9 protein-coding genes and 2 pseudogenes are annotated in these 12,607 nt (G+C 61.8%); 10 read left to right on the forward strand and 1 reads right to left on the reverse strand.

Annotated elements, in window-relative coordinates; genetic code table 11:
- The first annotated feature begins 8 nt into the window (after positions 1-8).
- Genes ACYVKR_RS24000 through ACYVKR_RS24010 form a run of 3 tightly spaced genes read left to right on the forward strand, consistent with a single transcriptional unit; the run spans position 9 to position 3,039 of the window.
- Entirely contained in the window at positions 9-1,061 is a 1,053-nt protein-coding gene (locus ACYVKR_RS24000) for an asparaginase (protein ID WP_460483494.1), read from the forward strand.
- Positions 1,062-1,090: 29 nt separating this feature from the next.
- Positions 1,091-1,948, forward strand: a complete 858-nt coding sequence (locus ACYVKR_RS24005; RefSeq protein ID WP_460483495.1) for a helix-turn-helix domain-containing protein — start codon at positions 1,091-1,093, stop codon at positions 1,946-1,948.
- Positions 1,949-2,007: 59 nt separating this feature from the next.
- Positions 2,008-3,039 (forward strand): threonine aldolase family protein, encoded by a 1,032-nt coding sequence (locus ACYVKR_RS24010; protein ID WP_460483496.1) that lies wholly within the window; start codon positions 2,008-2,010, stop codon positions 3,037-3,039.
- Between the two features lie 281 nt (positions 3,040-3,320).
- Here the strand turns inward: ACYVKR_RS24010 and ACYVKR_RS24015 are convergent.
- Positions 3,321-3,561 (reverse strand): annotated as a pseudogene (locus ACYVKR_RS24015) (IS66 family transposase); the annotation flags it as partial.
- A gap of 85 nt (positions 3,562-3,646) precedes the next feature.
- Between ACYVKR_RS24015 and ACYVKR_RS24020 the strand changes: the two are divergent.
- From ACYVKR_RS24020 to ACYVKR_RS24050, 7 genes and pseudogenes are all read left to right on the forward strand, one after another.
- Positions 3,647-3,760 (forward strand): annotated as a pseudogene (locus tag ACYVKR_RS24020) (IS5/IS1182 family transposase); the annotation flags it as partial.
- A gap of 412 nt (positions 3,761-4,172) precedes the next feature.
- A complete protein-coding gene (gene glmM / locus ACYVKR_RS24025) occupies positions 4,173-5,507 on the forward strand; it encodes a phosphoglucosamine mutase (protein WP_460483584.1) in 1,335 nt (444 codons plus the stop codon).
- Between the two features lie 203 nt (positions 5,508-5,710).
- Positions 5,711-6,910, forward strand: a complete 1,200-nt coding sequence (gene wecB / locus ACYVKR_RS24030) for a non-hydrolyzing UDP-N-acetylglucosamine 2-epimerase (RefSeq protein ID WP_460483497.1) — start codon at positions 5,711-5,713, stop codon at positions 6,908-6,910.
- A 794-nt stretch (positions 6,911-7,704) separates the two neighbouring features.
- Entirely contained in the window at positions 7,705-9,033 is a 1,329-nt protein-coding gene (locus tag ACYVKR_RS24035; RefSeq protein ID WP_460483498.1) for a glycosyltransferase family 2 protein, read from the forward strand.
- A 7-nt stretch (positions 9,034-9,040) separates the two neighbouring features.
- Positions 9,041-10,765, forward strand: coding sequence for a hypothetical protein (locus tag ACYVKR_RS24040; RefSeq protein ID WP_460483499.1), 1,725 nt, complete (start codon positions 9,041-9,043; stop codon positions 10,763-10,765).
- A 28-nt stretch (positions 10,766-10,793) separates the two neighbouring features.
- Positions 10,794-11,708 carry a YaiO family outer membrane beta-barrel protein gene (locus ACYVKR_RS24045; RefSeq protein WP_460483500.1) on the forward strand — a complete coding sequence of 305 codons (915 nt, stop codon included), beginning with the start codon at positions 10,794-10,796 and terminating at the stop codon, positions 11,706-11,708.
- A 14-nt stretch (positions 11,709-11,722) separates the two neighbouring features.
- Positions 11,723-12,496 carry a hypothetical protein gene (locus ACYVKR_RS24050; protein WP_460483501.1) on the forward strand — a complete coding sequence of 258 codons (774 nt, stop codon included), beginning with the start codon at positions 11,723-11,725 and terminating at the stop codon, positions 12,494-12,496.
- Positions 12,497-12,607: the final 111 nt, after the last annotated feature.

The raw sequence follows: 12,607 nt of genomic DNA on the forward strand, positions 1-12,607 counted from the left end.
ACTGGTCTATGCGGCTACGTCAACGGATTCTCTCGCTGCTTGCCTTGTGTGCAATTTCGGTCGGAGCTGCGGCCCAAGGCCGTCCGGTGGTGCAGTTCATCGCCACGGGCGGCACCATCGCCATGAAGGTGGACCCTGTCACCAAGGGTGTGGTGCCGGCCATCTCCGGTGATGATCTGATGCAGACCGTGCCGGACGCCGCCAAGTACGCCAGCATCGAAGTGAACAATTTCTCGTCCATGTCGGCCAATTATGTCGAACCCCAATGGTGGTCGCGCCTGACCAAGGCCGTGGACGATGCGCTGGCTAGGTCCGAGGTGGCCGGCGTGGTGATCGCGCATGGCACCGACACGATGGAGGAGACGGCGTACTGGCTCGATCTGACCGTGAAATCCGACAAGCCGGTGATCATGATAGGCGCGCAGCGCAATGCCTCCTCGCCCGATTTCGACGGTCCGCGCAATTTGCTCAATGCCATCCGGATCGCCACGACGCCAGAGGCCAGAGGCATGGGTGTGATTGTGGCCATGAACAACCAGATCAATGCCGCGCGCACGGCGACCAAGACCCATACTGCTGATGTCGAGACCTTCAAGTCGGGTGATTTCGGTTTTCTCGGCGAGGTCTGGGAGGATCGTGTGCAGTTTTCGCGCATGCCGTTGCGGCGCCAGCACATCGACATCGGCAGCGGCGAGATGCCGCGTGTGGAGATCCTGCAGATGTTCGGCGGTGCCAATGGCGATCTGCTGCGCTACGCCGTGGACCAGGGCGCCAAGGGCATCGTGGTGCAGGCGGTAGGCATGGGCAACATGAACGTGTCGATGTTCGAGGCCGTGAAGTACGCCCTTGGCAAGAACGTGCCGGTGGTCATCGCGACCCGGGTACCCAACGGTCGCACCATGCCGGTCTATGGGTTTCCGGGCGGAGGCAAGACCACTTTCGATGCCGGAGCCGTCATGGCAGGCGATCTGAATCCGCAGAAGGCGCGGCTGCTGTTGATGCTGCTGCTGCACCAGGGCAAGCACAGCAAGGCGGAACTGCAGGCCGCGTTCGATCGATAGTTGGCGCTCCGGGCTGCGGGAGGCACTGCGTGCGTGACAGGGTTCAATACAGCCGAGCGACCGAGCTGCCGGGCCTGGTCTTGAGCACGGCCAGGTTTTCCGCATTTCGCTTTGAACCTCACTACCACCTGGACTGCCATATTGCACTTGTGACCGACGGCGTGCAGCGCCAGTCGTTCAAGGGCGAGTCGCTGGTGCTTGCCCGCGGTGCGATTCAGCTGATGCCGGCGGGAGAGGTCCACGACGGAATCGCAGGCGCGGATGAGACCTATACGCTGCAGACATTCAGGCTATCGCCTGCGTTGCTCAAGGGCTTGGGCGAGGAGATCACAGGTAGGCATAACTTGCCGTCTCAAGCATCCATGGTGCTGCACGATCTGCAGCTTGCGGACCAGTTGGCCAGGCTGCATGTCGCGCTGCAAAGTGCATCAGCCAGCCCGCTGCTGAAAGAAACCCAGGTCATCGAGCTCTTCGAATCCTTGTTTGCCCGGCTGCTGAGGCCAATGCCGCAAAGCTTCGTTGGGAAACTGACAGCTCGGCAGCTCATGCAGGTGCGCGACTACATGGAGGCGCATCTGAGCGATAAGGTGAGCTTGGACGATCTCGCCCGCATGCTGGATCTCGACCGGTTCAGGTTTCTGAAGCTTTTCAAGCGCACCGTCGGTATGACGCCCCATGCCTGGCTGCTGCGCTGGAGGCTGGAGAAGGCCGTGGAGTTGATCAAGATGCAGCACGGCGTGCCGATGGCCGATGTGGCGTATGCGGTGGGATTTTTCGATCAGAGCCATTTCACGAATGCATTCCGCAGGGCATACGGCGTGACCCCGACTCGATTCCAGCGCCCCTCTGGCAATTTTTTACAAGACGATGGGGCACTCGAGGGATAGCCTGGGAGGCAGATGCCCAGATTGGTTCTGGGTCGGCATAGCCTCCAGGGAATAGAGCCATGGGTACTTTCAGCTTTCTAGACGACTACAGCGAAGGGGCGCACCCCGACATCCTGCGCATGCTGGTGGAAACCAACCTCACGCAGCAGGCGCCATACGGGAGCGACGCTTTCTCTTCCAATGCGGCGTCAAGGATCAAAGCCCACCTGGGCCAGACGTTCGATGGCGCGATCCACTTCGTGGCCAGCGGGACCATGGCGAACATCGTTTCGATCGCGAGCTGCCTGCGGCCGCACGAGGCCGTGCTGGCGGCGAGTTCCGGCCACATTGTTACCCGGGAAGCCGGCGCGATCGAAGCCACGGGCCACAAGCTCATTGTCGTGCCCGCGGTCAATGGGAAGATCACTCCTGAAGCCATCGAGGCAGCGCTGGCGGCCAATGCGCATTTCCCGCACATGGCCAAGCCGCGGCTCATCTATCTTTCGAATGCGACAGAGACCGGAACGATCTACACGCTCACGGAGTTGCGCAAAATTTCAACCCTCGCCAGGCAGCGCGGGCTTATCCTGTTTCTCGACGGGGCTCGCCTGGCTGCAGCGCTGGCCTCGCACAAGAACGATGCAACGCTGGCCGACATTGCCGCGATGGTCGACCTGTTCTGGATTGGTGGCACCAAAGTCGGCGCATTGTTGGGGGAAGCCATTGTCGTATGCAATCCCTTGCTCCAAGAAGATTTCGCCTTTCATCTCAAGCAGCGAGGTGGCATGCTGGCCAAGGGGCGCCTGCTGGGAATCCAGTTCCAGGAGTTGTTCGGGGACAGCCGGTTGTTCTTCTCCATGGCGCAGCATGCGAATGCGATGGCTGCGAAGCTGGCCACAGGCATCACGTCTGCGGGGTATGGCCTGGCCGCGGAGACCGAAACGAATCAGGTGTTTGCCATCGTCCCGAATCCGGTCGTGGCGGCACTTCGCGAGGCCTTTGCGTTCTATGTGTGGGACAAGGCGGATGACGAGCGCTCGGTGATTCGCTTGGTCACCTCATGGGCTACCAAGGAGCGGCAGGTGGACGCCTTCCTGCTGCACCTGCGCTGAGCCCGTGGGTCGCCACGCCTGGCCCGTGGCGCAGTTCGATGGGCGTGGACACGGGCTTCGGGCTAGATGGATGCGGCCGGGAGCTATTTGGCCTCGTCTCACGGAATCAGCACCAGCGATCCCGCTTTTTGCCGCCCTGCGATATCGGCATGGGCCTGAGCCGCATCCTTGAGCGCATAGCGGGTGGCGGTAACCGAGCCGAACACACCGCTGCGGTAGGCCCGTCATCGACGAACTGGGTGAACGCGCCCCAGCGCCGCAGGCTGTAGTCCAGTGCCTTGGCGGTGGCCGAGCAAGTCGTTGCACTGCAGGCTGCGCCCTTCCAATCGCCGAGGAACTTGTGGGCAAGCTCACCCGCATGGGACTCGTGGAAGTCGTACACGACGGCCTTCATGTCCTCGAACGCCCCGGAGCGTAGGCCCACAGGTGGGCCCGGTACGTCTTTCCCTCACCGGGCTTAAGCGTCTGCAGCGGTGTTTCATCGAGATACAGAACGCCGTGGCGTAGGCTCTCGGCCTGCAGGCCCGGGGCTGCGCATTCCGTAGCGATGGCTACGATGGTTCTCGCTGGACGTGGTTCCGTACTCGCAGGTCGCTTGCAAGGCTGACCTCGCAAGCGACCTACGAAGCTTCACGCCGACGACGTAACCAGCCGGCTTACCAAGCGAAGAATAGAAAGCAGCGAAGCGCTTGGCAAGCATCGCTGGGAGGTGGAGAGAACGCACGGATTTTTAATTGCATACGTGGTTGCTCATTTTTCGAAAGTTTTATAAATGAATGGAGAAAATGCCATCGTATTGAAAGCAGATTTCTTATGCATGGCAAATTTGTCATTAATATCTCAACGAGTACTCTTGTATTAAGAGTTTTGATGGGTTGATGGATTGCAAAATCTCATTTGTAATTCTTTGTTTTGTATGTTTGAAATGATTTGATATGGATTTAAGGTAGGCGCTTAGTGCTGACTAGATGTATTTCATCGACGATGGAAATGAAAATTAACATCCGTTGATCCAATTGAATGAATATCAGTAGTTGATGTCGTTAAAGTGAAATTTCTCATCTCTGACTGGCAGGTTGCCTAGGAGTGATCGTTTTATCGACGCGCTATGGCAGACCCAGATGGGAAAGATGATGCAACGCCAATATTTCGGTACTGACGGTATTCGTGGTCAGGTGGGTAACTTTCCCATTACGCCCGACTTTATATTGCGTCTGGCCCATGCGGTAGGCCGAGTACTGCGCCGTACCGAAGATCGCCCCACGGTGCTGATCGGCAAGGACACGCGCATCTCCGGCTACATGCTGGAGGGCGCGCTGGAGTCGGGCTTCAACTCAGCCGGCGTGGACGTGGTGCTGCTGGGCCCGCTGCCCACGCCGGGCGTGGCCTACCTCACGCGGGCGCAGCGTGCCAGCCTGGGCGTGGTCATCAGCGCCAGCCACAACCCGTTCGAGGACAACGGCATCAAGTTCTTCAGCGCCCAGGGCACGAAGCTGCCCGACGCATGGGAGTTGGAAGTAGAGGAACTGCTGGCCGAGGAGCCCATATGGGCGGAACCGACGGCGCTGGGCAAGACCCGTCGTTTGCATGATGCTGCTGGCCGCTACATAGAATTTTGCAAGAGCACCTTTGATCATGCGCTCACCCTGAAGGGGTTAAGGATCGTCGTTGACGCGGCCCATGGTGCAGCCTACCAGATCGCACCCAAGGTCTTCCATGAACTGGGGGCCGAGGTAGTTGAGATCGGCTGCACCCCCGATGGGCTCAACATCAACGAGGGTGTGGGGGCCACCCACCCTGAAGCGTTGATGATGGCCGTGTCTGTCTGCCATGCCGACTTTGGGGTGGGACTTGACGGCGATGCCGATCGTCTGCAACTGGTGGATGCCACCGGCAGGCTGTACAACGGCGATGAATTGCTGTATCTGATCGTGGCAGATCGCCTGGCGCGTGGCGAGAAGGTGCCCGGGGCCGTGGGCACATTGATGACCAACCTGGCTGTAGAGCAGGCGCTTGCTGCCCAAGGTGTTGGTTTCGTGCGTGCTCGAGTTGGTGACCGCTACGTGCTGGAGGAGCTGGGCCGCCAGGGCTGGAGCTTCGGTGGCGAAGGTTCGGGTCACCTGCTGGTGCTGGACAGGCACACGACGGGCGATGGTTTGGTCAGTGCGCTGCAGGTGCTGCAAGCCTGTGTGCGGACCGGGCGCTCGCTGTCGCAGTGGCTGTTGCCGGTACAGCTCTTTCCCCAGGCTTTATTCAATGTGCGGCTGCGGCCGGGCCAGGATTGGAAAAGCAACACATTGCTTGTTCGGGCTACCAAGGAGGTGCAGGCCGAACTGGGTGAAGCCGGCCGGGTGCTGGTCCGGGCTAGCGGCACGGAGCCGGTGCTACGCGTGATGGTGGAGGCGCGTGACAGGGAGCAGGCGGGCCGCTGCGCCGAGCGGCTAGCCGTTGCTGTGCGAGAGGGGTGATCTTCCGCAGTGGCGCAGCTGCTGCGCTGGGCGCTGCGACTCCAGGACGAGCGTGCGGCAGGGCATCCCGGTTCTGCGGCCGCAGTCAAGTCAGTCCGTGCATGCTGAATGCGCGCATCCATACAACCTCCACAGGAGCCAATGGTTTTCGGGGCAACCGCACCTCTGGGTGCACGTGATTCCCAGCGAACCTCGGAACTGCGATGAATACCAAACCCATGCCTCTGGGCACCCAGTCAAGCGTCGCGCAACTGTTGATTGTCTCGGGCACGCGGCCCGAGATCATCAAACTGGCCCCCGTTTACCACGCTTTGCAGCGCTCGGGCTGGGCTCGCCCCATCTGGCTGCACACCGGGCAGCACGGTGAAATGGCGACGCAGATGCTGGAGTGCTTCCAGATTCGACCCGATCATGTGCTGCGCAGGGTCGGCAGTTCGTTGCTGGACTTCACCATCGGTTGCCGTACCCAGCTGGAATCCGTGTTGGAGCAGGCGGACTGCGATGCCGTGATCGTGCAAGGCGACACTGAAAGTGCGTTCCAGGGTGCGCTGGGCGGCTTCTACCACGGGGCGCCAGTAGTGCACGTCGAGGCTGGTCTGCGGACCTACAACCTGCAGCGGCCTTTCCCGGAGGAGGGGTTGCGGCAGATGATCGGGCGCATCGCCAGTCTGCATCTCGCACCGACCACTGGCGCGGCGCGCGCACTGATGCATGAAGGCGTGGCGGCGAGCGATATCGCGGTGACAGGCAACACCGTCGTGGATGCCCAACTGTGGGCCTGCGAGCATCATGGCATCCAGCGCCAGGTGCAAGGCGCGGGTCATATCCTGGTGACGATGCACAGGCGTGAGAACTGGGGGGGAGACGTGGAGAACGTCTGCGTCGCCATCGCCGACATTGCTCGCGAATTCCCGAGGCTGACGGTGATGTTCCCGGTCCATCTCAACCCGGTCATCAAAGAGCCCGTGCATCGCTTGTTGGGTGGCCTTCCCAATGTGAAGCTGACCGCACCGCTGGACTACCTGGCCATGCAGCAGGCATTGGCCGATGCTTGTTTGGTACTCACGGATTCCGGCGGACTACAGGAAGAGGCGCCAACGTTCAAGGTGCCGCTGCTGGTGCTGCGCGACGAGACGGAGCGCCCGGAAGTCTTGGAGGCTGGTTGTGCCAAGTTGGTCGGTGCCGATCGCAAGGCGATTGTGCAATGGGTGCGCCATTTGCTCACTGACGAAGCCGCCTATCGTGGCATGCAGGCTGCGGCCAATCCATTTGGCGACGGAACGGCAGCGTACCGCATAGAGAGGAGGCTGTATCAAATGCTGAGGCCGGAAAGCATATCTTCAGGATTCGAGGCTGCAGAGGGTGGGGCCTGTATGCATGCATGGCCTGCCTCGACGGCATGAGGCGCATAGCCCTCGTGATCCGTGAGGGTGTATGCGTCAGCGACCTGGACGTGCCAGGGCTAATCCAGCGCTGTGTGCCCATGACACGCTGGGGATGCAATCGGTGGGGCGGTGCGGTGAAAACCGCTTTTATCTCTGAAATATACACGAATTCACATATTTTATGGTTTTGTGAATTAATGGGTGGATGAATTTATTGGGCTTGATTTGCTTTGTGAATTTATATTGCACAATTTAATGCTCGCATTTTGAGAGTATTGATCGGTAATTCTTCAGAAATCACGTTTTGTAAAAAAATGCTTTGTGTGTTTGATATCGTCCGATATGGTCATATCGTTGCACTAGCCGCTCGGTCAGAGAATTTTTGTTGGCGATGAGGAGTCAAAAACAAAAGCCATTGAGGCAATTGAGGGATTTTCGGCAATTGATGTCGTTTGAATGAAATCTCTTCTCTCTGATCGGCTGGTTATTCGGTAGCAATCGTTTTATTGCCGCTCTATGGCATGTACAGGTGGTAAGAATAATGAAATGCCAATCTTTCGATATCGACGGTATTATCGGCCATGCAGGGCGATTTCCCATGAGGTTATACGTTGCGCAGGGCATCGTCCATGCCATAGGCCAACTGCCGGGATGCTGCCAAACCGATCCCACAGGGCGGACCGCGCCGGGGAGCCTGGAGCGGCGAGGATGCAGGCCCGCTGCAGTCGGGGGGCGTCATGTCTATATCGAATCCTGAGATGAGCACACATGGGCAAGACCAACCCACTTTGCCCGCCGCTCACGCTGGTGCCGTGCAGGCCGAAGTGATTGTTCTGACGCCCGCTCAGCAAATGGTGTTGAACGGTGCATACACCGTACTGGCGGTGGTGGCCTGCCTGCTGGCGGTCTACGCCGCGCGCCACTACCTATTCACCTTGCACCGCATGTTCGCGCGCCAGCGCTCGTTATATGCGGGTATCGTGTCGGCCCCCTGGCCTCGGTTGGCAGTGCTGGTGGCCGCACATAACGAAGAAGCAGTGATCGCGGACTGCATTTCGCGTCTGCTGGCCGCAGACTACCCGCCCGATCGCTTGCTCATCATGCCGATGAACGACCGCTCGACGGACGGCACGCGAGCCATCATCGATCGCTACGCCAGCACGCACCCGGCGCTCCTGCGTCCGCTCCACCGCTTGGGTGGCACGCCTGGCAAGGCAGCCGCGCTCAAGGATGCCACTGCCATCGTGGTGCGCGAGAAATTGGCCGACGTGATCGTCGTGTTCGATGCGGACTATCTGCCCGGCCCGCAACTCCTGAAACAACTGGCCGTGCCTTTCCTGGACCCCGAAGTCGGGGCGGTGATGGGGCGAGTCGTGCCGCAGAACACGGGTGTGAATCTGCTCACCCGGCTGCTGGATTTGGAGCGCTCGGCTGGCTACCAGGTCGACCAACAGGCGCGCTTCAGCCTGGGCGCGGTGGCTCAGTACGGCGGTACCGTTGGCGGGGTGCGTCTGTCGGCATTGGCGCAGGTGGGTGGCTGGCACGAGCACATGCTGGCAGAAGATACGGATCTCACCTACCGGTTGCTGCTGCGCGGTTGGCGCATGGCTTACCTGGCACATGCAGAGTGCCACGAGGAAGTGCCGCAGAACTGGGCGGTGCGCTTTCGCCAGATTGGGCGCTGGGCCAAGGGACACAACCAGGCCCTGACGAACCATGCGCTGGGTGTGGCGGTGCGCGGGCCGATCGGTTGGGCGGCGCGCCTGGATGGATTGGCGCTGCTCGGTGTGTATGCCATGGCCCCGGTGCTATTGGTGGGCTGGGTGGCCGCGGTACTGGCGCTGTTGATGGGCGGTGATGCGACACCGGCACCTCTGACCGCGCTGCTGGCGCTGACGATGGTCGCCGCCTGCGGCTGTCTGGGCAATTTTGCCGCTTTCTTCGAGGTGGCTGCGGCCGTGCATCTGGATGGCCACCACGCTCGCCTGCGGCTCATGCCTTGGTTGCTGGCCGGCTTCGTGGTCAGCCTGGTGGCAGTGTCCAAGGCCGCCTGGGACGGCTGGGTGGCAGACAAACTGCTGCGTCGCCCCCTCATCTGGGACAAAACCGTCCGCTATCGTCGGCCGGGCACGGAATTGTGAGCACAGCATGGAACTAGATCTGATGCCTGGCTGGGAAGTGGCTGCCTGGCTGAGCACCACACTGTTGACCTTTCTGCTGCCCCTGTGGCCGGCTTGGCAAGAGTGGCGCCATCCCACGGATGCACAGCCTCTGGACCTTGAGGGGCAGGGCGAAGTAGGCATTCTGCCAAGTCCGGGCAATCCCATGCTCGGCGGTACGCGCGTGCTGCGCTGCCCGGGCCAGCCGCTGCCGCCTGTGCTGCAAGCTTCCGAGCGCATCGAGCTACGGGTGGGCTCGCGCTTTCACCGGCTGCACTCACCGACTATCGCTGTCGTGACCGAGTCCGGTCCAGCCGCGGGTGAGGCTGCGCCAGCGCTGCCCGTGCCGCCGGCGCTGCCCCGTCAGCACCGACGCCACTTCGGAACCCTGCGCCTCAAGGCCCGCACCATCACCATGGCAGATCTGGTGGTGACGGGTGACCTTACCTTGGGGGACGGTGCGCGCCTGATCGGGCATGTCAAGGTGCATGGCGACGCGCGGCTGGGAACTGGCGCGGCATTGCACGGCGCGCTGTTCACCGAGGGCAGCATCTACTGTCAGGGCCAGAACTGCCTGTCTGGTCCGGTCGCGGCTGGCCACCGCATATTCCTGGGCGAGGGCAGCGCTGCCGGCAGCAGGCAGGAGCCCTGCAGCGTGACGGGATGGGAAGTACTGTTGCAACCGGGCGTGGCCGTGCACGGCGACATCGTGGCGGTTGAGCGCGGCGAGGTGGTGCCCGTGCGGCCGCAGCGCGTCTGGTTCAGGCTGCGCTGGGTGGGCAAGCTGTTGGCCGGGCTGGCGCTGCTGGGTGGCGCACAGGTGTCTGCGGGTGGCGAACCGCCAGCTTTCCAGGCCTTCCATACCGGCGACGGCGCCTACATGACCACTTTCGACAGCGGCATTGTGGACCCGTACTTCGTCAACAAGTCCTTCATCATCCTGCTGGAAGCAGATGTCAACGTGCGTGCGCCATTGAGTGACTGGCTGGACTGGCTGTTGCCGCGCATGCGTGCCGATGGTGGCTTTGATCGCTTCTGCCGCGACCAGGAGCAGCGCTGGTCCGCCTGCAAGGTAGCGGATGCCGACGACGCCACCGCTGCCTCTGTCATCGAGATGATCAGCCTGGCGCAGAAGAAGCGCTGGATTCCTCCGCGCATGCGGGCCAGCACGCAGACCGCCGTGCGCGGCAGCGAAGGCATGCTGGGGCGCCTGCGCAATCCCGCCAGCGGCCTCTATCGCGTGTTCGAGGACAAGGAACTCTACTACCTGATGGACAACGCTGAGATTTACTCGGCCCTGCGCGCCAGCGGCAAGAGCACGGAGGCCGAAAACCTCGCGCAGGCCATGCAACAAGGGTTCCGGCAAGGCATGGCGTGGCAGCCGGCGATACCAAAATATGAGCAAGAAAGCTTTTATCCCCACGGGCTGGCGCGTAGCTACCTATGGAACAACGGGCTGCTGCCGACGGCTGAAGCCGGTGCCGACATGGCAGGCTGGATGGCGCAGTATGGCGATCGCTGGCGCAGGCGCGCCGACGACAACTTCGCGTGGGGGCTGGTGGCATGGGGTCTGCATCGCCTGGCACCGATTGAGGCGGCCTGCTGGCGGCGCTCGGTGCGTCCCTTTTCTTTCGACATTGGCTGGACGGTGCTGGATGCCGCCGCCGACGCCGCGCTGGAAAAGCGTGGCATAGGCACCCAATGCCCGCGCTGAAGGCGCGACCACTCCATGGATAAACCACATGCCCCGTTCATTCCAGCTTTTATCGCCCTTTTGGGGTACGACCGTTGCCTCGTTGCCGCTGATGGTCCTGATCGGACTGCTGGGCGTGGGCGCTACCTGTGCAGCGCAGACAGCACCGGACGTCGTCGACATGCCTCCTGCACAGCCACTCCTGCCGGAGGCTGCCACTTCGGCGCCAGTGCCTGCGCCGGTGGCATCGCGGGGTCAGATTGAAGCCGGCGTAGGAATGGCTCACTTGCGCGGAGCCAGCGGTGACTGGCGTGATGCCTACGTGCGCGGAATGTACCGCGTGGCACCCGGCACCACGCTCAACGCGGAACTGGCCAGCCAGGGCCATTTCAATCAGCGTGGCACGCTGGGCGCGCTTTCGGTGCTGCAGGATGTATCGCCGGACTGGTTCGTGATGGGCGGCATCGGTGGCGGCACCGCCGACTTCCAGTACCGCATGCGCGTCGATGTGGGGGTGTTCCGCAAGTGGGGCGATGAGCGTCGCTGGGTGACAGGGGTGGGCTTGATGCGGGGCCTGAGCGGCGACCATGTGCATCGCGACGTGATGCTCAGACTGACAACTGCCTACTACGCTCCGGCTGGCTGGATAGCCGAGGGTGGCCTGCTGCTGAACCATTCCCAGCCTGGTGCGGTGAATGCCGCTCGCGGCTTCGGCGTGGTGACGTTGGGAACGCGTGGCCAGGATCTGTGGTCGTTGCGGCTGGACCACGGCCGTGAGGCCTATCTACCAGCCGGTGCTGGCGTCGCACCCGGCGGTAGCGTCGGCTTCACCTCCACCGAGATCAGCCCCCAGTGGCGCCATTGGCTGGGCAAGGACTATGGCTTCATCGCCTCGCTGCAGTACTACCGCAATCCCTACTACCGGCGCACAGGGGCATCTGTGGGCTTGTTCTTTGACTTCTGACGGGGGATTGAACCATGTCACGCCCCACTTCTGCCACGCGCTTTCCACTCACCGTGCAGCCGCGCGGCCTGCGCAGCTATGTCTGGCGCCTGCGTGACACGATGGCATTGCTGGGCATGCTGGCGGTATCGCAAGGCCTGGTTGCCGTTGCACACGACAGCATCATGAACGGTTGGCATTACATGCTCGCCTGGGCCTGGCCGCGTCTTGGTCTGGGCTCGGTAGAGCTAGTGCTGTGGGGAGTCGCCGACCTGGCAGGCCTCTCGCTGCCGTTGGTGGTGGTGCAACTACCCATGCGCGCACCTGGGCCGGTGGCGGCAATCTTCACTGGTTTGCTGGGGGGAGGGTTGTGGCTGTGTTCGTACCTGCTGCCCCGAGACGGACTGCCTTTGCGCTATTTCTTGCGTCTGGTGGGGCTGCTGTGCGCGGTCAGCGTGCTGGGCTGGCTGTGGTTGCCGCCGGGTACCGGAATGAGCCCGCAGGCGGTGGTCAATCAGCTGTTGATGTTTGGCGTGGGGTTGCTGTGGTTCATACCGCTGCTGCATGCGCTGGTGCTCTACATCTTTCCCCTTTCGCTGGGCCGCCAGTTCATGGCCACCGTGAATGCGCTGGCGCTGGTAGCGCTCAGCGTGCCGCTGCAGGCTGGCGCCATTGCCTGGCTGCTGACCCACACCAGTGGTCTGATGGTGCTGCCCATCTATCTGCTGGCAACCTTCCTGCCTCAAGTGGTGATCCAACTGGGTCTGTACGGCTATTTCGTCAGCCTCACGCCTGCACCGTCTATCTGAAGCGGCTTTCAACGCCTGCCCGGGCTCCGGGTTTCATGTTCAGCCTCGGGCTGACAAAGGAGAAGCTATGTGCTGCGATACCCAAATTCTCAGCTCCGGGAGGTCCGGGCC

It is taken from the genome of Comamonas humi (assembly GCF_054782535.1).

Bases quoted from the DNA above. Each gene is read 5' to 3' on its own strand.
- ACYVKR_RS24010 (WP_460483496.1), top strand. From the start codon at position 2,008: ATGGGTACTTTCAGCTTTCTAGACGACTACAGCGAAGGGGCGCACCCC.
- ACYVKR_RS24050 (WP_460483501.1), top strand. From the start codon at position 11,723: ATGTCACGCCCCACTTCTGCCACGCGCTTTCCACTCACCGTGCAGCCG.
- ACYVKR_RS24040 (WP_460483499.1), top strand. From the start codon at position 9,041: ATGGAACTAGATCTGATGCCTGGCTGGGAAGTGGCTGCCTGGCTGAGC.
- glmM (WP_460483584.1), top strand. From the start codon at position 4,173: ATGCAACGCCAATATTTCGGTACTGACGGTATTCGTGGTCAGGTGGGT.
- ACYVKR_RS24000 (WP_460483494.1), top strand. From the start codon at position 9: ATGCGGCTACGTCAACGGATTCTCTCGCTGCTTGCCTTGTGTGCAATT.
- ACYVKR_RS24045 (WP_460483500.1), top strand. From the start codon at position 10,794: ATGCCCCGTTCATTCCAGCTTTTATCGCCCTTTTGGGGTACGACCGTT.
- wecB (WP_460483497.1), top strand. From the start codon at position 5,711: ATGAATACCAAACCCATGCCTCTGGGCACCCAGTCAAGCGTCGCGCAA.